The following is a 21,721-nucleotide window of genomic DNA, read 5'->3' on the forward strand; positions in this document are numbered from 1 at the left end:
CGGAAGTTGATCCACGCTACAACAGGTGGGAACGCTCCCGTTGCCCGTCGATCGTGGTGAAGCGCAGGAAGTTCGCGCCGGCCTCGGCGACGGCCAGACCGGCCGCGGCGGCGTGCGCTATCGCCTGGCTTTCCGAGTACGGCGATCCCAGCGACTCGATCGTCTGCTCGAGCACGACCCGGTCGCCGGACAGCACCCGGTAGCTGTTGCGCGCGAGGGTGCCGCCGGACTCGTGCGGCTCGGCCCCGAACCGGCGCTGATAGGTGTGGCGGCCGACGCGTACCTCCACGGCGACCTTGTCGGGGATCGTCTCGCCCGGACCGGCGCCCCAGTGCCGGTCGACGTAGAGCGGGGCGCCGGGCGGCAGGTGCGCGGCGACGGCCGGCCAGAAGCGCTCGCGCTGGTCGCCGTCGAGCTGGCAGAGAAAGTGGAAGGCCAGCGCACCCCGCCACCGGTCGGGCAGCGCCGCCGCGAAGAAGTCGTCCGGCATGACGGTCACCCGCTCGCGCAGCCCGGCGTCGGACACGACCCGCATCATCAGCGCCGCCCGCGCCGCCGGGTCGCGCTCGACCGCGAGGATCTCGCCGCCGGCCGCGGCGGCCAGCAAGGCGGTCACGTAACCGGTGCCGGCGCCGATCTCCACGATCGGCCCCGGCACCGTGCCCCAGTCGAGCGAGCCGACCTCGGCCGCCTTCTCGTCCCCGTTGATGCGCCCCAATTCGGCGAACTCGGCCCACATAAGATCTCAGGCTACGACGGTCACGCGAGGCCCCATCTCTGGTTCCCGGCCGGCGGTCAGGCGAGGCCCCATCTCTGGTTCCCGGCCGGTGGGCGGCCGCAGTCCCAGATCTGCAGCGGCGTGCCGTTCGCCGTGCCCAGCTCGGTGGCGTCGAGGCACTTGCCGGAGTTGGGGTTGACGATCGTGCCGTCGCCGTTGACGACCCACTGCTGGGCGCCGTTGCCGAGGCAGGTCCAGAGCTGGACGCGGGTGCCGTTGGCGGTGCGGCCGCCGGAGACGTCGAGGCACTTGCCCGAGTCGGCGCTCACGAACGTGTTGCCGACCCGCCGCCAGGTCTGGTTGGCGTTGCCGGGGAAGCAGTCCCACAGCTGCACCTTGGCCCCGTCGGCCTTGCTCCACGCGTCGACGTCGAGGCACCGGTTGGAGGCGGCGCCGCGGATTCCGGTTGCCGTCGAGCCGCCATTCACGGCGAAGTCGAAGCGGGTCACGGCCAGTCCGGCGCCGCCGATCCAGGGTTCGAAGCCGGCCTGCACGCTGGTCAGGTACCAGGCCGTATTGATCTTCCCGCGGCCCGCCGAGTCGTTGATGAACGACTTGAGGCCGAAGTTGGTCATCCCGTTGTCGGGCGTGGTCCGCACGTACGAGATCACGTTCCAGCCGATGTTGCCGAACCAGACGTCCCAGGTGCCGCCCTCGAGGTTCACGGTGGCGATCCGGCTGCCGATCGGCTGCGGGCGGCCGCGGTGGTTGGCCCAGATCATCAGCTCGGCGCCGTAGTTCTGCCCGGCCGGGTTGGGGCTCGGGTCGAACCAGACGTCGAACGCCGCGTCCCACTCACCCGAGTTCGGCGTGTTGATATTGAAGGTGGCCCGCGGGTCGCCGAGGCCGCTCACCTGGGCGGGCAGGCCGCTGCCGGTGGTGCAGGCGCCGTAGTGGCAGCCGGCGTAGATCGACGGATAGGAGGCGGGCGGCCCGTTGGTCGCGTTGTTGTGATCGGCCCGGGTCACCGTGAAGCCGGCGTCGGAGACGTCGATGCACTGCGCGGTGCTCGCGCCCCAGCGGTTGTTCTGCACGATGTACTTGCCGCCCTGGACGGAGGCGGTGCCGTACTGGTCGCAGATGACGGGTGCGGCGGCGGCCGGTTCGGCGGTGATCGCCACGACGCCGGTCGCACCGATGACGGCGACGAGCACTATGGGAGCGATTCTCATGGCGTTCACGGAATCGCTCGCTATCGATAAACGTCAATGAGTTTCGAAAACGCGAGCCCGCAGCCTGGTCAGCACGGCGGTGATCTCCGGGCGGGGTGCGCGGCGGACCGCGGCGACGATCCGGCGGGTCATCGGCGGATTGAGGGGCCGGGTCACGACGGCGTAGCGCGGATCGACGGCGAGACTCGGCAGCAGGGCGATCGACCGGCCCTTCTCCACGTGCCGCAACGCGATCATGTAGTTGTTGAACCGGCAGATGACGTACGGCTCGAAGCCCGCCTCCCGGCACCGGCGGGTGGCCACCTCGGACATGTAGGAACCGGTCACGTCGAAGGTCCAGCGCTGATCCGTACAAGATTCAAGATCGATCATTTCGTACGCGGTGAGCGGATGCCCCGGCGGCAGGACCAGCACGATCTCGTCCTCCGCGATCGGCACGAGGTCGATCGCCGGGTCGAGCTCGGCCCCCGCGAAGTCGGTCGTGGTGATGATGACGTCCACCTCGCCGCGGCGCAGGGCCGGCATGCTCTCGTGCGGTTCGAGCTCGAGCAGCACGACGGTCACGTCCGGATGCCGCTCGGCCAACGCCGCCACCGCGGGCTCGGCCAGCGAGTGCACGGCGCTCTGGAAGGCGGCCAGCGTGACCGTGCCGGCCGGCTCCTCGGCCAGGCCCCGCAGCTCGGCCTCGGCCGCGTCCATGGCGGCCAGGATCTCCCGGGCCCGGCCGGCCAGCAGCACCCCGGCCGCGGTCAGCCGCACCCGGCGGCCGGCGCGCTCGATCAGGGCGGTGCGCGTCTCCCGCTCGAGCTTGGCGAGCTGCTGGGAGACGGCGGACGGGCTGAGGTTGCCGTGCTGGGCGACGGCGCGGACGGTGCCGTACGTCGCCAGGTCGGCCAGCAACCGCAGGCGCCAGGGATGGAGAGTCACTGTGCAGTCGAACTTAACAGCCGCGGCGAAAATGTGAGATGGACCTGACGCTTCCTTCGCTTCTAGCGTCGAGTCATGAGCTTCTGGGAAGACGCCGATCGTCACCTGGTCCGCTACTCCGGCGCGGGACAGTTCGTACCGGAGATCATCGAGCGGGCCGAGGGCAGTTTCGTCTACACCGCCGACGGCCGCCGCCTGCTCGACTTCACGTCCGGGCAGATGAGCGCCATCCTCGGGCACTCGCACCCGGCCGTGGTCGCCACCATCCAGCGCCAGGCCGCCACCCTCGACCACCTGTTCAGCGGCATGCTCAGCCGGCCGGTCGTCGAGCTCGCCCGGCGCCTCGCCGACTCGCTGCCCGACCCGCTGGAAAAGGTGCTGCTGCTGACCACGGGCGCGGAGTCGAACGAGGCCGCGATCCGGATGGCCAAGCTGGTCACCGGCGGGCACGAGATCATCTCGTTCGCGCGCTCGTGGCACGGCATGACCCAGGCGGCGGCGAGCGCCACCTACAGCTCCGGGCGCAAGGGGTACGGGCCGGTGGCGCCCGGCAACTTCGCCATCCCGACGCCGAACGCGTTCCGGCCCGACTTCACCTCGGTTGCCGGCGACCTGGACTGGCGCCGTCAGCTCGACTACGCGTTCGAGCTGTTCGACGCGCAGTCGGTGGGCGCGCTGGCGGCCTGCATCGTCGAGCCGATCCTCAGCTCGGGCGGGGTGATCGACCTGCCGCCCGGCTACCTCGGCGAGCTGCGTTCCAAGGTGCACGCCCGCGGCGGGCTGCTGATCCTCGACGAAGCACAAACCGGCCTCTGCCGTACGGGTGACTGGTACGCATTCCAGCGGGACGGCGTGGTTCCGGACATCTTGACGCTGTCGAAGACGTTGGGGGCCGGGCTGCCACTGGCCGCGGTGGTGACGAGCGCCGCGATCGAGGAGGCGGCGCACGCGCGGGGCTACCTGTTCTTCACGACCCATGTCTCGGACCCGCTCGTTGCCGCCGTGGGCAACACCGTGCTCGACGTGCTTTCTGAAGGTCGCCTGGATGAGCGGGCGGCGGAGCTGGGGGCGTACCTCCGGAGCGGTTTGCGCAGTTTGAGCCACCCGGCGATCGCCGACGTGCGCGGTCGCGGGCTGCTGGTCGGGCTGGAACTGGAGTCGGACGAGATCGGGGCGGCGGTCACTCGTCGCTGCCTCGAACTGGGGCTGCACATGAACGTCGTGCAGCTGCCCGGAATGGGCGGCGTCTTCCGGATCGCGCCGCCGCTGACCTCGTCGTTCGACGAGCTCGACCTGGGACTTTCGATCCTCGACAAGGCCTTAGCCTCCCTTTAACGCTCACACAGCGCGCGCATAGGGGACTTCCGGCGATCTTTGGCGGGTCGGATCGAACGGAAGGCAGTTGCCATGAAATCTCTCAGCAGGAAGCGCGTCGTGGCCGTGGTCGCGGCCGGCAGCTTGGCCGCACTCGGGCTGGCGGGAACGGCTCTCGCCGCCGGAAAGGACGACGCGGGCGCCGGCCCGGCCCCGTCGGCCTCGGCGTCGGCATCGAGGCCGGCGTCGCTCTCGGTCAGCGTCGCGGCCGCAAAGGAGATCGCCCTGCGAGCCGCGGGCGGCGGCGTCGTCGAGTCGCTCGAGCGAGAGGTCGAGCACGGCCGTGCGGTCTGGGACGTCGACGTGCTGCGGGCCGGCGCCGAACACGACATTGACGTGGACGCGGTGACCGGGGTGGTGCTGCGGCATCGCATCAAGGGCGACGACAAGGTCGCGGTGAAGGCGACCCCGAGCGCGACGCGGACGGCCGACGACCACGGCGGGCGTCGCACCTCGGCCGGCGATGACCGCGGCCGGCACGCCGAGCCCGGGGACGACCACGGCGGGCAGCGCGCCTCGGCCGCTGACGACCACGGCGCCACCCGGCACGCCGAGCCGGGCGACGACCACGGCGGCCGTCGTTCGGAGGCCGGTGACGACCACGGTGGCCGCAGCAAGGAGGCCGGTGACGACCACGGTCGCGGTGGTCACGGCTCGGACGACTGACGGTCCGCAGGCGGCGCGCCCGGGGTTTGCCGGGTGCGCCGCTTCATGCCGTACCGGGAAGGGAAAGCCGGACCACCGCCCCGCCGGAAGCCGGCGAAACCGCCTCGAAAGAGGTGGCCACCTGGCGGGCGATGTCGAGTCCGAGGCCGGTCGAATCGCCGCCCGAAGCGCCCCGGGAAACGGCATCCGGCGGGAAGCCGGGGCCCTCGTCGGAAACCACGAGAATCGCGCCGCCGGTGGCGACTGGAGTGAGGCTCACCGCGAAAGGGGTGCCGTCCGGCGTGTGCGCGAAAACGTTGCCGAGCAAGGCGTCCAAGGCGGCGGCCAAATTGTCGGCGGCGACCGCGACCGGGAGTCTTTCGTCGGGCAGATCGCGCGTCATCAGCCGGCCGGTGTCCTCGGCGAGAACGGCCCAGAAAGCGGCCCGGCCGCCGACCACCGCGACCGCGTCGCATTCCGCCGCGGCCGGAATCGCGTCGCGCCGGGCCTGCTGGATGACGGCCGTGACGGCGCGCGCCACCCCGTCGGCGGCGGACTGCACGCGGGCCGACTCGTCGGGGTCACGCAGTGACTCGGCCTCCAGGCGCAACGCCGTCAGCGGGGTGCGCAGGCGATGGGATAAATCGGCCACGCGCTCTCGTTCGGTGGCCAGCAGATCTTGGATGCGGGTGGCCAGCTGGTTGAGCGCGCCGGCCACCTCGCGCAGTTCCGGCGGGCCGGACGGCTCGGCCCGGGCGCTCAGGTCGGCGCCGGCCAGGCGATGCGAGACGCGGGACAGCTCGGTGATCGGCGCGACTATCGCGCGGGCCAGACGATCGGCGACCAGCAGGCCGAGCAGCACCAGCGCCGCGCCGAGGCCGCCCAGCAGCAGCCAGGCCCGGTGCACGCCGTTGGTGAGCTGGGCATTCGTGACCAGCGTGCGGACCACGGTCACGCCGCCGACGCCGCTGACGGGCACCACCAGCTCCTGTCCGGCGTCGGTGACCACGGTCAGCGCCTGGCCCCGGAGGGCGGCCAACCGCACGGCGGGGGTGGTTGCGGCGGGCGTGCCGAGCACGCTTCCATCGGGGCGGAAAACGGTCACGGGTACGGGTTGGACGGTCACCGCGAGGCGCAGGGCGGCGTCGTCCCCGGTCAGCGGCACGATCGTCTGGACGACGTCATCCGCCCTGCTCAGCGCCCGGTCGGCGGCCGCCTGACGGACGAGAAGCGCCATCGGGACCAGAAAGGCGAGCAGCACGAGTACGGTCGTGGCCGCCACCAGCAGCGTCAGGCGCGCCCTCACGGCGCCGGCTCGCTCAGCTTGACGCCGACGCCGCGCACGGTGTGCAGGTAACGCGGTTCCTGCGCGGTCTCCCCGAGCTTGCGGCGCAGCCAGGACAGGTGCACATCGACGGTCTTGTCGGTGCTGCCGTACGGGACCTGCCAGACCTCGGTGAGCAGCTCGCGCTTGGTGACGACCTGTCCGGCCTTCTGCGCCAGGTGGTGCAGGAGGTCGAACTCGCGCGGGGTCAGCTCGACACTCTGCCCGGCGAGCGTCACCTCCCGGGCCAGCGGGTCGATGCGCAGTTCGCCGACGACCAGATCAGATTCGGTCGGCGACCCGCCCGGGCCACGCCGCAGCACGGCCCGGATCCGGGCGTCGAGCTGCGCGGCGGTGAACGGCTTCACGACGTAGTCGTCGGCGCCCGCATCGAGCAGACGTACCATCTCGGTCTCTTCGTCCCGGGCCGTCGCGACGATCACCGGAACCGTGCTCACCGCGCGCAACATCCGGAGCAGTTCCCGGCCGTCGAGGTCGGGCAGGCCCAGGTCGAGAACGATCAGATCGGGTTGCTCGGCCAGCGCCGTCCGGAGGCCGTCCATGGCCGCGGGCGACGCCGCCACCGCATGCCCGCGCTCGCGCAGGGCGCGCAGAAGCGTGGCCCGGATGGCCGGGTCGTCCTCGATGAGCAGGAGTCTCGCCACGGCCTGCACGCTATCCGCTGAGCCCACCCGACCGGCGGTTCTTAACCCTCCCTTAGCCGTGCCGGGTGCCCGTCTTAGTGTCCGATGGCGCATAGTCGCGGAATGCGCCTCTTGGATCGGCTGGGCCGTCAGCCCATGGTGATCGTCGCTGGCTGGGTGCTGGCGGCGGTGCTCGCCGTGCTCGTCGGCGTGGTCGGCATCGGCCTGGTCGGGGCCGGGATGACGTCCCGCCCCGGCGCCCCGATCAGCGAGGACGACGTGCTGCGGGCGCTGGGCTCCTCGAGCGCGCCGACGTCCCCCTCCCCGTCATCGGAACCGTCGCCCTCGTCCCCGACCCCCGCGGCCGAGAGCGAGGCGTTCCCCACGCGGGGCGGGACCGTCGTGGCGAGCTGCGACCGCATCCTGACGATGGCGCCGGCCCAGGGTTTCGCGATCCACGAACAACGCGAACAAGAGGGCGAATTCCGCGGCGTACGGGATAACCACGATCGCGTGAAGTTCGAGCTGACCTGCGCGAACGGCACTCCCGACCTACGCATCCGGGACGAGGACTAGACCTTCAGCGGCCCCGCGACCTCGAGCTGCCCGTGGTCGATCAGCCAGCGCACCGACTCCAGGATCGCCTCCTCCGGCTCGTATCGCGGGCTGTACCCGATCAAGCGCCGCGCCTTCTCGATGCTGAAGTAGTGGTTGCGGACCAGGTGGTCCCAGCTGGCCCGGGCCGCCTCCTCGGCCGTACCGTCGCGGAACTTGTCCCAGGTCACCGGCCGCAGGTCGGCCGCCTGGCCGAACCAGGACGCGGCGATCCGGGCGTAGCCGCGCACGTTCAGCGCGGACGGCGCGACCACGCTGAAGTCCTCGCCGGCCGCGGCGTCGCGGTGGGTGATGGCGGCCTCGAAGGCCTGAGCCACGTCGTCGGCGTGCACGTGGTGCATGAGCTCGGCGCCGATTCCGGGGATCTCCAGCGGCTCGCCGGCCGAGAGGCGGCGCCACACCGACGGGTCGACGTTGCCGAGCGGGCCGATCGGGTGCCAGCCGGGGCCGACGATGTGGCCGGGGTGCAGCGACGTCGTGGCCAGCCCGGTCACGGCCTTGAGCATCCGGGCGATGGCGTCCTTGGCGATGCCGTACTCGCCGACCGGCGGCGGCGCGTTGTCCTCGGTGATCGGCAGCCGCAGGCTCGGTCCGGCCCGCCAGATCGAGCCGCAGTGCAGCAGGTGGCCGGTCTCGCCGCGCAGCCGGTCGACGAGCGTGGTCGCGGACTCGAGCGTGAAGCAGATCAGGTCGACGACGACGTCGGGCCGGAGCGCGATCACCCCGTCGGCGAAGTCGGGGGCCTCGCGGTCCGCGGTCACCTCACGCACCTGCCGCCAGGCCGGGTCGTCGAGGTAGCTGGTTCGCTGCCCGCGGCTGATGTTCACCACCTCGTGGCCGCCCCGCACCAGCCGGGGGACCAGGAACGTGCCGATGTGCCCGCTTCCGCCGATGACGACGATTCTCATGGTGGCTCCCTTTCCCCTGCGCCTCTGCCCTGCGACTTTGCCCTGCGACGGTCGGGTCAATCGTGCGCCCACCGGCCGCGCTTCTTGACTCCATAGATGGAAGTCGATACCGTGCGAAATCCAGGAAAGCGCTTGCCTGCCCCGTCCTCAGCGGGCCGCTCCCCCGGTCTGGACCGATCCGCACGGAGGTCCCGATGACACACCGATCCCGGAGCATCTCCCTGGGCGCGGCCGCCACCGCCGCGCTCACCCTCGCCGCCACGCTCGCCTACGCGCCCGCCGCCTCGGCGGCGACCTTCAACCAGGAGGGCTGGTCCACCCAGGCCGGCGGCACCAGCGGCGGCTCGTCCAGCACGACGGTCACCGCCACCAGCCTGTCGGCGCTGACCAGCGCGGCCAGTTCCAGCACCTCGCAGACGATCAAGGTCAGCGGCAACTTCAGCTGCTCGGCCGACGTGACGGTCGCCTCCAACAAGACGATCCTCGGCGTCGGCTCGAGCTCCGGCCTCACCGGCTGCGGCCTGAAGCTCAAGGGCGTCAACAACGTCATCATCCGCAACCTGAAGATCGCCAAGGTGCTGGCCGGCAACGGCAACGGCGACGCCATCCACGTCGAGAAGTCCACGCATCTCTGGATAGACCACAACGACCTGTCCAGCGACACCAGCCACGGCACCGACTACTACGACGGCCTGATCGACATCACGCATGCCGGCGACTACATCACGGTGTCGTGGAACTACGAGCACGACCACATCAAGTGCAACCTGCTCGGGCACAGCGACGACAACGCCTCCGAGGACACCGGCCACCTGCGGGTCACGTACCACCACAACTACTTCCGCAACTGTGACCAGCGTGGCCCGCGCGTGCGCTTCGGCAACCCGGTGCACGTCTACAACAACTACTACTACAACAGCGGCACGTACGGCGTGGCCACCACCTGCAATGCGGGGGTCTACGTGGAGCGCAACTACTTCGAGAACACCCCCAACACGGTGGTGACCTCGACCGGTTCGTCCCCGGCCGGCAACGTCAAGCTGCTGAACAACTACCTGGTCAACTCCGGCACCCCGCAGACCAGAAACGGCGCCAGCGTCGCGGCGATCCCGTACGCGTACACGGTCGACGCCAACAACAACGTCAAGTCGATCGTCACCGCGAGCGCCGGCACCGGCAAGATCTGATCCGCACGCCCCCCGAAGGAAGCCGGGAGGTGCCCGCCTCCCGGCTTTCGGTCGACCCGCCTCCCGGTCGACCCGCCTCCCGGTCGACCCGCCTTTCGGTCGACCTGAAAAGCCCGCTATCGGCCCGGCTTGACCCAGGCGCCCGCGGTCACCGAGCGTTCCATCGCGTCGAGGATCTCGGCGCTGCGGATGGCGTCGGCCAGAGTGGCGCCGTGGGGGGTGCCGTCGGCTATCGAGCGCAGGAAGCGGTACGCCTCGATGACCTTGAGGTCGTCATAGCCCATCGCGATGCCGGCGCCCGGCTGGAACGCCCCGAACTCTCCGTCGCGAGGACCGGCGAACAGGGTGCGCACCGGCTCGTCCTGATAGGACTGTCCCGTGCCCACGCCGAGCTCGCCCAGGCGGCGGAAGTCCCAGAAGAGCGCGCCCCGCGTACCGTGAATCTCGAAGCCGTAGTTGTTCTGGTCGGTCACCGAGACGCGGCTGGCCTCGAGCGTGACCCGGGCGCCGGAGGTCATCCGCAGCAGCGCACCCACCCAGTCGTCGTTCTCGACCGGGCCGGGCGCGCCGGTGCCGCGTTCGTGGCCGGCGGTGGCGGCCGACGGGCGCGGGCGGGTCGGGATGAAGATCGCCGTGTCCGCGATCAGCGAGTCGATCTCGCCGAGCAGGTACCGCACGAGGTCGACGCCGTGGGAGGCGAGGTCGCCGAGCACGCCGTTGCCACCGCGCTCCCGCTCGAACCGCCAGCTCAGCGCGCCGTCCGGGTGGGCCGCGTAGTCGCTGAGCAGCCGAAACCGCGCATGGGTGACACTTCCAATCTGCCCGGAGGACAGGATCTCGCGCGCCTTCTCGACGGCGGGCGCGTTGCGGTAGTTGAAGCCCACGCTGACCTGGACATCGCCGTTCAGGGCACGCGCGTCGTCCGCGGTCAGGCCGACCGGCTTCTCGATCCAGATGTGCTTGCCGGCCCGGGCGAAGGCCTCCCCGACCTCGCGGTGCAGGAAGTTCGGGAGCGTGATGCTCACCGCCTGCACGGCCGGGTCATCGAGCAGGTCACGCCAATCGAGCGTGGCCCGCCCGAAGCCATAGCGGGCGGCGGCCTCCTCGGCCCGCCCGGGCACGTCGTCGGCCACGGCGACGAGGGCGATCGGTTGCGCATCGCGGTAATGGTGCGGGATGCGGAGGTACGCCTGCGTGTGCACCCGGCCCATCCAGCCGAACCCGACGACGGCCACCCCGAGCGGCGCGCTCATGACGGCGGCTGCCAGGCCGTCGCGGTGACCTTCCAGTCCGTGCCGCCCGCGGATTCCTTTACGGTCATCAGCACCACCCGTCCGGTCGGCGTACGCACGCAGACCTTCAGCCTGTTGGCGAGCGTCACCTGCCGGGTCGACTCGCTGTCGATCACGTCGGAGCAGGCCTCCGGCGTAGCCGCCTGCCCCGAGTGCAGCACGGCGATCTTCGCGGCGCCATAGGCGATCGCCATCGACCCGCCCGAGTACGCCTGCATCGACGGCCCGGCGTCCCGCTTCGGCTTGTCCTGATCGAAGTCGACGCCGTTGTTGTCGAACATGAACGCCACGTCGGAGTAGACCGCCTCCCACCCGCTCGCGGCCGGCGCCGGCGGCGAGGTCGTCGACGTGGCCGGCCGCGGTGCGGCGGTCGAGGTGGCCGGCCCCGGCGCGGCCGTCGTCGTGGCCGGCCCGGCCACCGGAGGCAAGGGCTTGTCGTCCTTCGTCTGCGCGGCGATGAACGTGAACACCCCCACGATCGCGGTAATCAGCGCGGCAATCCCACCGAGCATGGCGGCAATCTCGGCCCAGTTGCGCCCCGCCGGCCGCGGCTGATCGGTCATGGTCACTATCTTGTCAGCACACGACAACGCAGCGCATCCGCGCCCGCCCGGTGCGCGGAGGTAAGCAGAGCCGAGGGTGCGCGGAGGCAAGCAGAGCCAGAGGCGCGCGGAGGCAAGCAGAACCGGTGCCGGGCCCCTTTGCTCTGCTTACCGATACGCGCATCACGAATATCGATTCACGATGCGCGCGGAGGTAAGCAGAGCAAAGGCACGGCGGCGCGGTCCCGCTCTCTTCGCTCTGCTTACCGATACGCGCATCGCGCATATCGATTCACGATGCGCTCGAAGGTAAGCAGAGCCGAAGGCGCACGAAGGCAAGCAGAGCAAAGGCGCGCGGAGGTAAGCAGAGCCGGGGGTACGCGAAGGTAAGCAGAGCCGGGGGTACGCGAAGGTAAGCAGAGCCGGAGGTCGTCAAGCGGCGACTTCCGCGGCTCGGGTCGGCGACCGCCACCGAGCCGCCGCCCACACCACCAGCGCCGCCGCGGCGCAGGACGCTGCCAGCACGCACGCGCCAGTCCAGCCGAAACGGTGGTGCAGCGCACCGGTCAGGGCCGACGAGATGGCGCCGCAGGTGAAGACGGTGGTCATGAAGACGGTGTTGATGCGGGCCCGGGCGTCGGACCGCAGGGCGTAGATCTCGTGCTGGCTCATCACCTGGTGGGCCTGCACGGCGAAGTCGAGCAGGACGCCGGCCAGGCCGAGCACGATCACGCTGCGATGACCGGCGGCGGCCAGCACCGCCATCGCCGCGGCCAGCGCCAGCGCGAAACCGCTCGCTACCGACCCGTACCCCCGGTCCGCGATCTTTCCGGCGATCGGCGCTGCCGCCGCGCCGCCCGCGCCGACCAGGGCGAAGATCGCGATCTGCGTCTGGCTGAAGCCGTGCTCGTCGATGAGCTCGTAGGCGATGGCCGTCCAATATGCGCTGAATGCGCCGAAGACCAGGCCCTGACAGATGGCGCGGCGACGCAGCGCGGGCTCCGATCGGGCCAGATCCCACACGGTCCGTAACAGCGACCGGTAACCGGCCGTGTGCGAGGGCGACCGGGCCGGGAGCAACCGCCACAGCGCGACGGCCAGGCCGATCATCAGGGCGGCCGAGATGAAGTAGATCGCGCGCCAGCCCCACAGGCCGCCGACGAAGCTCGACACCGTGCGCGCCAGCAGGATGCCGAGCAGCAGGCCGCCCATCACCTTGCCGACGATCGCGCCGCGCTCCTCCTCCGGCGCCAGGTGCGCGGCGAACGGCACGAGGATCTGCGCTACCACCGAGGTCACACCGATCAAGACCGAGAAAATCAGGAAGAGGGGGTACGCGGGGCAGACCGCGGCCGCCAGGAGAGCGGCCGCCGTGCCGCCGAGCAGCCGGGTCGTGAGCTTGCGGTTCTCCACCAGATCGCCCAGCGGCAGCAGCAGGAGCAGGCCCAGCGCGTACCCGATCTGGGTGAGGGTGACCACGACGGTGGCCGCGCCCTGGCTCACGCCGAAGTTGCCGGCGATGAGGTCGAGCAGCGGCTGCGAGTAGTAGAGGTTGGCCACGGTGAGACCGCAGGCCAGGGCGAGCAGGGGAATCAGGGCACGGCGCACTCGCAACAGTCAACCCTGTGCGAGGCCGCCGGGTCAGTGACTCAGCTCTCCCGCCTCGTGGGTGGCGACGAACGAGGCGATGTAGTCGTCCAGCTGCCGCTCGGGTTGCCAGCCCAGCTCGCCGGCCTTCGACGTGTCGGCCTGGCCGCGGACCCGCTCGCCGCGCAGGGCGGGGATCATCACGTACTCGGTCTTGAAGAGCTTGGCCACCTCGAGCAGCGGCCACTCGCGGCCGGTGCCGAGCAGGTAGCCGTCGCCGGTGCCCTTCTGGGCGACCAGCACGATGCCCCGGACGATGTCGTCCACGTGGGTGAAGTCACGCGTCTGGGTGCCGGGCGAGACGACCGGCAGGGGCTTGCCGTGCCGGTAGTTGTTCTCGAAGATGCCGATCACGGTGGCGTACCGCCCGTGGGTGATCTGGCCGGGGCCGTACACGTTGTAGAAGTACGTGATCGCGTAGTCGAGCCCGTACCACGTTGCGTAGTTGGTGATGTACTCGATGTTCTTGGCCTTGGTCCACGCGTACGGGTTGAGGTTTTCGTCCTGCCCGTCGTTCCCGAACTTGGAGCTGGAGCCCGCGTAGATCAGCTTCGACCCGTTGGCCGAGGCGAACTTGACCACTTCCATCGTGCCGAGGAGGTTGAACTCCCAGGTCAGGTCGTGGTCGTCGAAGGACTGGACGATGCGCGAGTACTCGCCGAGGTGGAAGACGATCTCGGGGTTCGGCAGCCCGCGCTCGGCCCAGATCTTGGCGACGTCGACCGTCGAGCCCTCGACGTAGCTCACCCGGGGGTCGTTGACGTGGTTGGCCGGCGACCCGGTGAAGTAGTTGTCGAGCGACACGATCGCGGCCGCGGGGAAATCCGTCAGCAGCGCCTTGATGAGGTTGGAGCCGACAAAACCGGCACCACCGGTCACCAGCAGTGTTTGGCTCAACGGACTTCCCAACATCGGACGGCAGGCAGAAGGCGGGGCCAAGGCTACCAACCGGGAGTGGCCCCGCCCGAATCAACGAGCGGGGCCACGGTTGGGGATGGCTACCAGGGAGAGGGGGCGGGGGGCGCGACGACCGGGGGACGGTCGTCGCAGGTGATCGTGTTCGGCAGCTCCCACGGCGCGAGCCAGCCGCCGTCGTTGCCGCCGAGGTCGGTCACCGAGAACTCGGAGCCGGTCGGGGGGAAGTTGAAGCGGCCGCAGTTGTTGATGCCGACCGCACCGACGTTGCGGGCGTCGACGTTCTCGAACGTCGCGCCGCCGCCGACCCGGGCGCTGAGCACGCTCGTACCGGCGCCGTCGATCTTGACGTCCTTGAAGTGGACGTTGGTGATCGAGTACAGGTCCTTCACCGGCCAGTCCGCGACCTCCATGATCGCGTTGTACGTGTTGTCCAGGAAGTTGTCGCCGACGACCTGGACGTCCGCGTCGATGTTCTTCTCCAGCGCGTAGAACCAGATCGCGCCGAGACCGATGTTCCAGTTCAGCTCGTACGTCCCGGACCGCACCGTGGTGTTGCCGGTGAACCACAGATGCCCGGCGAACGGCTCGGCGCCGAACCGGGAACCGGCGTGCAGCGCGCTGCCCTCGCGGATCGGATCGGCGATCAGGTTGTTGGAGACGGTGTTGTCGGTGCCGCCGTAGATCGCGATGCCGTTGGCCAGCACCGGCGTCTGGATCGTGTTGTGGTCGAACGTGTTGTTCGCGTCCGCCTGCTTCTCCGACCACATCGCCAGCGCGTCGTCGCCGGTGTTGCGGATGAAGTTGTTCTTGACGAGCGAGCCGGTCACGCCGATGTGGAAGTTCAGGCCGTCGGCGATCTGGTCGGCGATCACGTTGTTGGTGACCTTGATGTTCGACATCGGACCGTCGAACCACAGACCCACCTTGGTGTGGTGGATGTAGAGGCCGTCGATCGTCGAGTCGCTCATCGCGCCGCCGATGCCGTTGACCTGGTCGGTGTCGATGCGCTCGCGGACGTCACCCTCGATGGCGAAGTCACTCAGATGGACATTGCGCGAGTTCTCCCCGTAAAAGCCGACACCGGTGTGGATCGAGCCGTCCGGCGCGGGCGTCGACAGGAGCTGCTCGGTGCCACGAATGATCGTGTACCAGCTTCCCGCGCCCTCGATCGTCACGTTGTCGACGATGATGTGCCGGTTGACCTGGTACGTGCCCGGCGGCACGTACACCTTGAGCTTGGCCCGCTTGGCGAAGGCGATCGCCTTGTCGAACGCGGCGGCCGAGTCCCGGCGTCCGGTCGGGTCGGCGCCGAACAGCAGCACGTTGGACGCGATCAGGTTGATCTTCGGAGCACCGACCAGCTCGGTGTCGAGCAGGTCGATGACCGTCCAGGCCGCCTTGTCCGAGGCGGTCAGCCGGATCTTCTCGCCCGCCTGGTACGTCTTGCCGAGCAGCAGCCGCTGCTCGTCGTAGAAGTGGTTGGGCCGGAACGGCTTGCTGACCACCGGCGCCGGGGTGGTCGCGTTCGGCACGCACGAGCACTCGGTGATCCACCAGTCCGGGTGCAGCAGGTCCGCGCCGGGGTCGTTGCTGAACGGATATTGGTTGTAGAGCCAGGCGTACTGCGAGGTCAGCGTCATGGTCCGGGTCGACTTGCCGACCTTGACGGCCAGCGGCGCGGTGATCCCGCCGCCGGTCGGCGCGTCCGGGATGCTGTACCGCACGGTGATCGCGTTGGTGGCCTTGGGCAGCGTGAACTCGACGTACTGGCCGGGCGCGAGCTTGACCGCGGAGCGCCCGGAGGCCTCGGCCGGCAGCGTGTAGGCGGCGCGGTCGGGGCCGATCACGGTGCCGTTGGTGGCGGCGGTCTCGGCCTCCTGCTCGACGAACGGGACGGTGGCGCCCCGGCCGGCGACGAGAGACGGGTCGATGGCGGCTCGGGTGCCGGTGATGGTCGCGGGCTTCGAGGCGTACGCGGTGCCGGCCGCTCCGACCGCGAGAGCGACACCGGCGGCTATGGCGGCTGTGAGGGCAGCTTTCGACATCCGTAGATCTTTCTGATGGGGAGCGAAGTTCCGTGACCATAAGATTGCTGTGACGTACTACACAAGACCTCGTCCCATATTTTCGGCAGATTGCTCGGTTGTTACATGAAGCCATCGTTCTCTTGCGCGATCGTCGTCGTGCTGGCGGCGCTTTCGGTCAGCGCTTGCAGCAAGCCGTCCGCGTCGTGGAAGCGCCTCGACGTGCCGGCCGCCGACCTGCGCGACGTGGCGTCCTGCGGCGATCGGTGGTGGGTGGCCGGCGGTCTTCCCGGGGGCGCCGGGCCCGGCGCCTGGACAAGCACCGACGGGTCCTCCTGGGTTGTTGTCCCATTTGTCGCTCTGCCCGACAGCTATTACGGCCCCAAGGACGTGATCACGAGCATCGCCTGCGACGGCGACCGGGTGACGATGCTCGGCGCGGTGCCGGGTGGGGCGCACGGCAACCCGCGGGTCAGCACGTGGCTTTTCGCTTCCGGCGCGCTGCGGGAGAACAGAGCACCATTCGAGACGTACGGCGGGGATCGCGCCGTGGACGTGTCCCGGATCGCCGCCGGCCCGTCCGGCTTCGCGATCGCCGGCAACCGCAGCAGCGGCGCCGCGGCCTGGCTCTCCCCCGACGGGCGGGCGTTCACGCTCTTCGAGAACGCGCCCGGCCTGGCCGGCGACACCATCGCCCGGGACGCCGTGGCGCTCCCCGACGGGCGGTGGGCACTCGTCGGCGGCATACCGGTGAAGGACAGCGTCGACGAGCGGGCCGCGGCCTGGGTCAGCGCGGACGGCAAGGCCTGGACCGAGGCCGACCCGCCGGCCGCGACCGGGTTCAACGAGATGCAGCGGGCGGTGCGGGTCGGCGGCGACGTGCTGGCGGCCGGGGCCCGGGGCACCTCGTTCGGGCTGTGGCGCTGGCACGACGGGTCCTGGACGGCCGGGAAGACGTTCGGCGGCGACCCGGGCGGGGTGCGGTCGCTGACCGTCGCGGGCGGCAAGCCGGTGGTGGCCGGGGGCGGCCTGTGGATCGACGGGAAGGCCGTGGACACGCCCGGGGCGCCGGTGGCCGTCGCCGGGCGGGGTTCGGCTCTGCTGATGGCGACGGCGGGCGGCCTCTGGCGTACGGACGTCTAGGTTTTGGTCAGATCGAGGCCCCGCGGGCCGATACGGAACAACGTGAAAGCAACGGACGGCGCCCAGCTCGTGCACGTCGGGCGGCAGCCCATTTTCGACGTGCGGGGCGACGTGGTGGCCTACGAACTGCTCTTCCGCGGCAGCATGGACGCGGTGGCGGCGGGACGCCAGGACACGTACGCGACCAGCACCGTCATGATCAACGCGTTCACCGAGTTCGGCATCCGCGAGGTGGCCGGCGACCGCCTGTGCTTCATCAACCTCACCCGCGACTTCCTGGTCGGCGACATCGCCCTGCCCTTCGGCCCCGAGCAGGTGGTGCTCGAGGTGCTCGAGACGGTGCAGATGGACGACCAGGTCGTCGCCGGGATCACCGCGCTCTGCGAGGCCGGCTACCGCATCGCGCTCGACGACTTCGTCTGGGGCTCGGGCCACGAGGTGCTGTTCTCGATGGCCTCGTACGTGAAGCTCGACCTCCTCGACGGCGATCTGTCCCGCCTCGACGAGGTCGTCGCCGCCTGCCGCCAGTTCCCGAACATCAAGATCGTGGCCGAGCGCCTCGAGACCGACGAACAGCTCGCCATCGCCGAGAAATACGACATGGAACTGCGCCAGGGGTACGCGCTGAGCCACCCCCAGGTGCTGACGGTGGCCAGCCTCTCGCCGTCCCGCCTGCGCCGCCTCGAGCTGGTCGCCGCCCTGAGCTCGAACGAGCCCGACCTCCAGAAGATCGTCGGCATCATCGCCAGCGACCCGCCGCTCTCCCTGCGCGTGCTGCGGGCCAGCAACTCGGCCGCCGCCGGCCACGCCAACCGGGTCTCCTCGGTGCGCCAGGCCGTGGTCATGGTCGGCCTGCCGCACATCCGCCAGTGGGCGCTGCTCATGGTGCTCGACGACAACGGCGGCACCGAGGAGCACATGCTTGGCGTGCTGACCCGGGCCCGCCTGTGCGAGAACATCGCCGTGTGGTTCGGCGCCCCCGCCGACGCCGCCTTCATGGCCGGCGTGATCAGCGGCGTCGGCCAGCTGCTGGCCATCACCCCCGAGGGCATGGCCGACCAGTTCCCGCTGGCCTTCGAGATCGTCGACGCCCTGACCGCGGGCGCCGGCGCGCTGGGCCGGGTGCTGCGCGCGGTGGACGCCTACGAGAAGGGCGAGTTCGGCAGCTTCGACCTGGCCGGTCAGTACATGGACGCCGTCCGCTGGTCGACCCGGGCCCTGGACGCCTCGGCCCGCCTGGCCGCCGCGTAACGTTCGGCGCATGCCCCTGACGCCGGCCGGCAGGTTCCGCCGGACGCCCCTCGAGCGTTCCGACCAGCGCGTCGCGTGGGAGCGACCGGACCAGGCGTTCTTCGCCTCCGGCGCGTGCCACATCCTGGCCTGGACCGCCCGCGACGCCTACCCGGACCACCCGATCGATCCCGTCCAGGACGCCGATCTTCTGACTTCGGTCAAGGGTTGAGGTCGGCGGCGCGGGACAGCAGCGCCCGGCGTTCCACCTCGGACGGCGCCGCGGCCGCGGCCGTGCGGAACAACTCGGCCGCTCGGGCGCGGTCGCCGGCCCGGGCGGTCAGGTCGGCCTCGACGGCGATCGCCGCCGGGTAGTCGCCGAGCTCGGCTCGCGCCGCCGCCAGCAGCTCCAGGCCGGCGGCCGGGCCGGACGCGTAGCCGTGGGCCACCGCCCGGTTCAGCTTCACCACCGGGGTCGGCTGGATCGCCGCCAACTGGTCGTACCAGGCGGCGATCGAGGTCCAGTCGGTCTCGGCGAACGAGCGGGCGGTCGCGTGGCAGGCGGCGACGCGGGCCTGCAGGGCGTATGGCCCCTCGATCGGGGTGCTCGACAAGATCGTCAGGCCCTCGGCGATCGCCTCCCGGTCCCAGCGCGCGCGGTTCTGCCGCTCCAGCGTGACCAGGTCGCCGACCACGTCCCGCCGGGCGTGCCGCCGGGAATGCTGCAGCAGGAACAGCGCGAGCAGCGACGCCGCCTCGGACTCGGCCGGCATCAGGGCCGCGACCAGGCGGGCCAGCCGGATGGCCTCCTCCGCGAACGCGGGCTCGCCGTCCGCGTCGTACCCCCGGGTGAAGAGCAGGTAGAGGACGGCCAGCACCCCGGGCAGGCGCTCGGTGAGCGCCGGCCCGGACGGCACGCGGTACGGGATGCCGGCGTCCGAGATCTTCGACTTGGCCCGGGTGATGCGGCGGGTCATGGTCGGCTCGGTGACCAGGAACGCGCGGGCGATGTCGGCGGTCGGGACGCCGGCGATCGTGCGCAGGGTCAGCGCCACCCGGGCCTCGAGCGACAGCGCGGGGTGGCAGCACGTGAAGATCAGGCGGAGGCGGTCGTCCTCGATCTCCTCGGGGGACGACCCGCCGGGATTCCAGAGCATCGCCACCTCCCGCAGCTTCGTCTTCTCGACCGCCGAGCGCCGCAGCACGTCGAGCGCACGGTTCCGGGCGACCGTCATCAGCCAGCCGCCCGGGTTCGTGGGCACGCCGTGTTGCGGCCACCGCTCCAGCGCGGCCGCCATCGCCTCCTGGGCACAGTCCTCGGCGAGGTCCCAGTCGCCGGTCACCCTGATCAGGGTGGCGACGATCCGGGCGTACGAGTCCCAGCCGGCGCTGACGGCCGCGGCGGCGTCCAACTCAGAGGTCCGTGAACGCGCGGATCTCGAGGCGACCCGAGTACGCCATCGGGTGCGCGGCGGCCACGGCGAGGGCCTCGTCGAGATCGGCGCACTCGAGGATGTCGAAGCCCACGATCACCTCCTTGGTCTCGGCGAACGGGCCGTCGCTGAGCAGCACCTCGCCGCCGCGGACCCGGACCGTGGTGGCGGACGAGGGCGGCACCAGCACGCTCCCGGAGACCCGCCGGCCGGCCGTGTCGTTGTCGGCCACCCAGGTGTGGATGTCGGGGATCGACGACTCGTCGGTCTCGGGCTCGGTGTCGGTGCAGACGAACATCATGTACTTCATCTCAGCTCCCTAGTTCGTGCTTTCACCAGGGTGACGAACGGCCGGACGCGATCCGGACAACGCCGCCGAAGAATTTTCTAGAGATTGAACGGCGTGCTCACCCGCACCGCCGACGGCTCCGAGCGGATCGGCCCGGGCAGCGCGCCCTGCGCCCGCAGAATAGTCAGGCAGGCCTGTCGCACGTCGGCGCGCAGATCGTGGCGCAACACCGCCGAGATCTTCTGGGCGCGCAGCAGGCCGGCGCTCTCCCCGTCGAGGTCGTGCGCCACGAAGACGTCGTAGTTGCGGTGCTCGGCCGCGAACGCCTCGATCACGGCCTCGTTGCCGCCGCCGGCCGGCGCGTAGATCGCCCGGACCGAGGGGCTGCCGGCCAGCACCGCGCGGATCTCGGCCTGCCGTCCCTCCAGCAGGCGCCGGTTGGGCGCGCGGACGGCCATCTCGGCGCGGAACCCGGCGGCCCGCTCGACCTCTCCGAGGTCATCGTCGGCCCGGACCAGCAGAACGTCACCCGCGCGGTCGGCCAGCCATTGTTCGACCAGGTACGCGGCGGTGGCGCCGGCGTCTGCATGATCAATTCCCACGTACGCGACCCGCTTGCTCGCCGGCAGATCGGCCCCGAGGGTCACGACCGGGATGCTCAGCCGTCCCACCGCCTCGACGACCTCCGGCGTGTCCGGGGCGTGCAGGATCAGGCCCTGCGAGCGGGAGCGGCCGACCCGGCCGAGGACCGCGGTGACATCCGGGCCGTTGAGATGAAACCGGGGCCGCACGACGGCCGGTCGCAGCGACGGCAGCTCGGCCTCGAACGCGGTGCGGATGGCGGTCGCGAAGCGGGGCGGAACGGTCGCCACCACGTCGATCGGCACGGCCGGACCGGTGAGGCGCGCCTCGGTCTGCTGCCGGTCGAGCTCGGCGATGGCCCGGCCGACCTCGCGGGCGGTGCTCTCCCGCACGCCGCCGCGACCATGCAGCACGCGATCCACCGTGGCCTGGCTGAGGCCGGCCTGGCGGGCGATCTCCCGAATCCGGTGCGGGTGCTTCACGCGTACAGGATGAGGGGTTTTTGATGGTTTATGGAAGGTCTTTGATGTTTGTTCGACCCGTTAGCGTGACCCCGCGCGCGCCTCGAGATAGTCCACGAGGCTGACGATCTGCCGATACTCGGTCTGAATCGCGGCGAGATAGAGGTGACGCTGCGTGGCCGGCATCTCGGGGTTGTCGAGCAGCTGGTCGAGCCCTTCGCCGAGCTCGGCCAGCGGGAGGCGCAGCTCGTCGGCGGCCCGCGTGTACTCGGCGGCGATCTGCCGGGCCAGCGCGCCGGCCTCGAGCGCCACGAGGTCGGGGTCGGCCACCACCTGGGGTTCCGGGTGGTGCTCGGACGCGGCGGCGGCGAACTGCCGGGCGGCCATCTCCTGCCGCGCGACGGCATCACGCTCCGCGGCCGCCTCCGGCCGCGAGGCCCCATTACGCAGTGCGGCGCCCTCACCGTGCGCAGCGCCCTCACCCAGCGCGGCGCCCTCACCCAGCGCGGCGCCCTCACCCAGCGCGGCGCCCTCACCCAGCGCGGCGCCCTCACCCAGCGCGGCGCCCTCACCCAGCGCGGCGCCT

General features: G+C 70.8%; 22 protein-coding genes. 7 read left to right on the plus strand and 15 right to left on the minus strand.

Annotated features, from left to right (window positions below):
• Positions 1 to 16 precede the first annotated feature (16 nt).
• The 3 genes from ACZ6TB_RS42265 to ACZ6TB_RS42275 are packed head-to-tail and all read right to left on the minus strand — an operon-like array spanning position 17 to position 2,877.
• Positions 17 to 739: a class I SAM-dependent methyltransferase gene (locus ACZ6TB_RS42265; protein ID WP_465565301.1), complete on the minus strand. Its 723-nt coding sequence runs from the start codon at positions 737 to 739 to the stop codon at positions 17 to 19.
• Between the two features lie 56 nt (positions 740 to 795).
• Positions 796 to 1,950: an RICIN domain-containing protein gene (locus ACZ6TB_RS42270; RefSeq protein WP_465565303.1), complete on the minus strand. Its 1,155-nt coding sequence runs from the start codon at positions 1,948 to 1,950 to the stop codon at positions 796 to 798.
• 33 nt (positions 1,951 to 1,983) lie between these two features.
• Complete coding sequence (locus ACZ6TB_RS42275) at positions 1,984 to 2,877, minus strand: LysR family transcriptional regulator (RefSeq protein ID WP_465565306.1); 894 nt, start codon at positions 2,875 to 2,877, stop codon at positions 1,984 to 1,986.
• Positions 2,878 to 2,952: 75 nt separating this feature from the next.
• On the opposite strand from ACZ6TB_RS42275, the gene ACZ6TB_RS42280 reads away from it, so the two are divergent.
• Both ACZ6TB_RS42280 and ACZ6TB_RS42285 read left to right on the plus strand, forming a co-directional pair.
• On the plus strand, positions 2,953 to 4,212 hold the full coding sequence (locus ACZ6TB_RS42280) for an aspartate aminotransferase family protein (RefSeq protein ID WP_465565309.1): 1,260 nt from the start codon (positions 2,953 to 2,955) through the stop codon (positions 4,210 to 4,212).
• Positions 4,213 to 4,284: 72 nt separating this feature from the next.
• Positions 4,285 to 4,917: a PepSY domain-containing protein gene (locus tag ACZ6TB_RS42285; RefSeq protein ID WP_465565311.1), complete on the plus strand. Its 633-nt coding sequence runs from the start codon at positions 4,285 to 4,287 to the stop codon at positions 4,915 to 4,917.
• Between the two features lie 43 nt (positions 4,918 to 4,960).
• On the opposite strand, the gene ACZ6TB_RS42290 is transcribed toward ACZ6TB_RS42285, so the two are convergent.
• A complete protein-coding gene (locus ACZ6TB_RS42290) occupies positions 4,961 to 6,202 on the minus strand; it encodes a HAMP domain-containing sensor histidine kinase (RefSeq protein ID WP_465565314.1) in 1,242 nt (413 codons plus the stop codon).
• Positions 6,199 to 6,885 (minus strand): response regulator transcription factor, encoded by a 687-nt coding sequence (locus ACZ6TB_RS42295; RefSeq protein WP_465565317.1) that lies wholly within the window; start codon positions 6,883 to 6,885, stop codon positions 6,199 to 6,201. Before ACZ6TB_RS42295 ends, ACZ6TB_RS42290 begins: the two co-directional genes overlap by 4 nt.
• A gap of 102 nt (positions 6,886 to 6,987) precedes the next feature.
• Here ACZ6TB_RS42295 and ACZ6TB_RS42300 point away from each other — a divergent pair, with 102 nt between their 5' ends.
• Entirely contained in the window at positions 6,988 to 7,440 is a 453-nt protein-coding gene (locus ACZ6TB_RS42300; RefSeq protein WP_465565320.1) for a hypothetical protein, read from the plus strand.
• Here the strand turns inward: ACZ6TB_RS42300 and ACZ6TB_RS42305 are convergent.
• Positions 7,437 to 8,387: an NAD-dependent epimerase/dehydratase family protein gene (locus ACZ6TB_RS42305; protein WP_465565323.1), complete on the minus strand. Its 951-nt coding sequence runs from the start codon at positions 8,385 to 8,387 to the stop codon at positions 7,437 to 7,439. The two genes, ACZ6TB_RS42300 and ACZ6TB_RS42305, sit on opposite strands and share 4 nt — an antisense overlap.
• Positions 8,388 to 8,581: 194 nt before the next feature.
• Here ACZ6TB_RS42305 and ACZ6TB_RS42310 point away from each other — a divergent pair, with 194 nt between their 5' ends.
• Positions 8,582 to 9,574 carry a pectate lyase family protein gene (locus ACZ6TB_RS42310; protein WP_465565326.1) on the plus strand — a complete coding sequence of 331 codons (993 nt, stop codon included), beginning with the start codon at positions 8,582 to 8,584 and terminating at the stop codon, positions 9,572 to 9,574.
• A 116-nt stretch (positions 9,575 to 9,690) separates the two neighbouring features.
• Here the strand turns inward: ACZ6TB_RS42310 and ACZ6TB_RS42315 are convergent, their stop codons facing one another.
• The 5 genes from ACZ6TB_RS42315 to ACZ6TB_RS42335 all read right to left on the minus strand — a co-directional run bounded on the left by ACZ6TB_RS42315 (position 9,691) and on the right by ACZ6TB_RS42335 (position 16,018).
• Complete coding sequence (locus tag ACZ6TB_RS42315) at positions 9,691 to 10,827, minus strand: Gfo/Idh/MocA family protein (protein WP_465565329.1); 1,137 nt, start codon at positions 10,825 to 10,827, stop codon at positions 9,691 to 9,693.
• Entirely contained in the window at positions 10,824 to 11,429 is a 606-nt protein-coding gene (locus tag ACZ6TB_RS42320) for a hypothetical protein (protein ID WP_465565331.1), read from the minus strand. Before ACZ6TB_RS42320 ends, ACZ6TB_RS42315 begins: the two co-directional genes overlap by 4 nt.
• Before the next feature lie 411 nt (positions 11,430 to 11,840).
• The gene (locus ACZ6TB_RS42325) at positions 11,841 to 13,016 is read right to left on the minus strand and encodes an MFS transporter (RefSeq protein ID WP_465565334.1); all 1,176 of its coding nucleotides are present in this window, start codon (positions 13,014 to 13,016) and stop codon (positions 11,841 to 11,843) included.
• Positions 13,017 to 13,049: 33 nt separating this feature from the next.
• Positions 13,050 to 13,952: an NAD-dependent epimerase/dehydratase family protein gene (locus tag ACZ6TB_RS42330; protein ID WP_465565337.1), complete on the minus strand. Its 903-nt coding sequence runs from the start codon at positions 13,950 to 13,952 to the stop codon at positions 13,050 to 13,052.
• A gap of 101 nt (positions 13,953 to 14,053) precedes the next feature.
• On the minus strand, positions 14,054 to 16,018 hold the full coding sequence (locus ACZ6TB_RS42335) for a glycosyl hydrolase family 28-related protein (RefSeq protein ID WP_465565340.1): 1,965 nt from the start codon (positions 16,016 to 16,018) through the stop codon (positions 14,054 to 14,056).
• A gap of 105 nt (positions 16,019 to 16,123) precedes the next feature.
• Here ACZ6TB_RS42335 and ACZ6TB_RS42340 point away from each other — a divergent pair, with 105 nt between their 5' ends.
• Genes ACZ6TB_RS42340 through ACZ6TB_RS42350 form a run of 3 tightly spaced genes read left to right on the plus strand, consistent with a single transcriptional unit; the run spans position 16,124 to position 18,602 of the window.
• On the plus strand, positions 16,124 to 17,140 hold the full coding sequence (locus ACZ6TB_RS42340) for a hypothetical protein (protein WP_465565343.1): 1,017 nt from the start codon (positions 16,124 to 16,126) through the stop codon (positions 17,138 to 17,140).
• A gap of 42 nt (positions 17,141 to 17,182) precedes the next feature.
• On the plus strand, positions 17,183 to 18,391 hold the full coding sequence (locus ACZ6TB_RS42345) for an EAL and HDOD domain-containing protein (protein ID WP_465565345.1): 1,209 nt from the start codon (positions 17,183 to 17,185) through the stop codon (positions 18,389 to 18,391).
• A 10-nt stretch (positions 18,392 to 18,401) separates the two neighbouring features.
• Entirely contained in the window at positions 18,402 to 18,602 is a 201-nt protein-coding gene (locus ACZ6TB_RS42350) for a hypothetical protein (protein WP_465565348.1), read from the plus strand.
• On the opposite strand, the gene ACZ6TB_RS42355 is transcribed toward ACZ6TB_RS42350, so the two are convergent.
• From ACZ6TB_RS42355 to ACZ6TB_RS42370, 4 genes are all read right to left on the minus strand, one after another.
• Positions 18,592 to 19,782 (minus strand): RNA polymerase sigma factor, encoded by a 1,191-nt coding sequence (locus tag ACZ6TB_RS42355; RefSeq protein WP_465565351.1) that lies wholly within the window; start codon positions 19,780 to 19,782, stop codon positions 18,592 to 18,594. The two genes, ACZ6TB_RS42350 and ACZ6TB_RS42355, sit on opposite strands and share 11 nt — an antisense overlap.
• 1 nt (position 19,783) lies before the next feature.
• Positions 19,784 to 20,113 (minus strand): YciI family protein, encoded by a 330-nt coding sequence (locus ACZ6TB_RS42360; RefSeq protein ID WP_465565354.1) that lies wholly within the window; start codon positions 20,111 to 20,113, stop codon positions 19,784 to 19,786.
• Between the two features lie 77 nt (positions 20,114 to 20,190).
• The gene (locus ACZ6TB_RS42365; protein WP_465565356.1) at positions 20,191 to 21,156 is read right to left on the minus strand and encodes a LacI family DNA-binding transcriptional regulator; all 966 of its coding nucleotides are present in this window, start codon (positions 21,154 to 21,156) and stop codon (positions 20,191 to 20,193) included.
• A gap of 60 nt (positions 21,157 to 21,216) precedes the next feature.
• Positions 21,217 to 21,721 (minus strand): hypothetical protein (locus ACZ6TB_RS42370; protein ID WP_465565359.1); only part of this gene is annotated, 505 nt, incomplete at its 5' end.

It is taken from the genome of Actinoplanes sp. NPDC051537 (assembly GCF_055586105.1).

Bases quoted from the DNA above. Each gene is read 5' to 3' on its own strand.
- ACZ6TB_RS42265 (WP_465565301.1), bottom strand. From the start codon at position 739: ATGTGGGCCGAGTTCGCCGAATTGGGGCGCATCAACGGGGACGAGAAG.
- ACZ6TB_RS42270 (WP_465565303.1), bottom strand. From the start codon at position 1,950: ATGAGAATCGCTCCCATAGTGCTCGTCGCCGTCATCGGTGCGACCGGC.
- ACZ6TB_RS42280 (WP_465565309.1), top strand. From the start codon at position 2,953: ATGAGCTTCTGGGAAGACGCCGATCGTCACCTGGTCCGCTACTCCGGC.
- ACZ6TB_RS42285 (WP_465565311.1), top strand. From the start codon at position 4,285: ATGAAATCTCTCAGCAGGAAGCGCGTCGTGGCCGTGGTCGCGGCCGGC.
- ACZ6TB_RS42300 (WP_465565320.1), top strand. From the start codon at position 6,988: ATGCGCCTCTTGGATCGGCTGGGCCGTCAGCCCATGGTGATCGTCGCT.
- ACZ6TB_RS42305 (WP_465565323.1), bottom strand. From the start codon at position 8,387: ATGAGAATCGTCGTCATCGGCGGAAGCGGGCACATCGGCACGTTCCTG.
- ACZ6TB_RS42310 (WP_465565326.1), top strand. From the start codon at position 8,582: ATGACACACCGATCCCGGAGCATCTCCCTGGGCGCGGCCGCCACCGCC.
- ACZ6TB_RS42315 (WP_465565329.1), bottom strand. From the start codon at position 10,827: ATGAGCGCGCCGCTCGGGGTGGCCGTCGTCGGGTTCGGCTGGATGGGC.
- ACZ6TB_RS42320 (WP_465565331.1), bottom strand. From the start codon at position 11,429: ATGACCGATCAGCCGCGGCCGGCGGGGCGCAACTGGGCCGAGATTGCC.
- ACZ6TB_RS42335 (WP_465565340.1), bottom strand. From the start codon at position 16,018: ATGTCGAAAGCTGCCCTCACAGCCGCCATAGCCGCCGGTGTCGCTCTC.
- ACZ6TB_RS42340 (WP_465565343.1), top strand. From the start codon at position 16,124: ATGAAGCCATCGTTCTCTTGCGCGATCGTCGTCGTGCTGGCGGCGCTT.
- ACZ6TB_RS42350 (WP_465565348.1), top strand. From the start codon at position 18,402: ATGCCCCTGACGCCGGCCGGCAGGTTCCGCCGGACGCCCCTCGAGCGT.
- ACZ6TB_RS42360 (WP_465565354.1), bottom strand. From the start codon at position 20,113: ATGAAGTACATGATGTTCGTCTGCACCGACACCGAGCCCGAGACCGAC.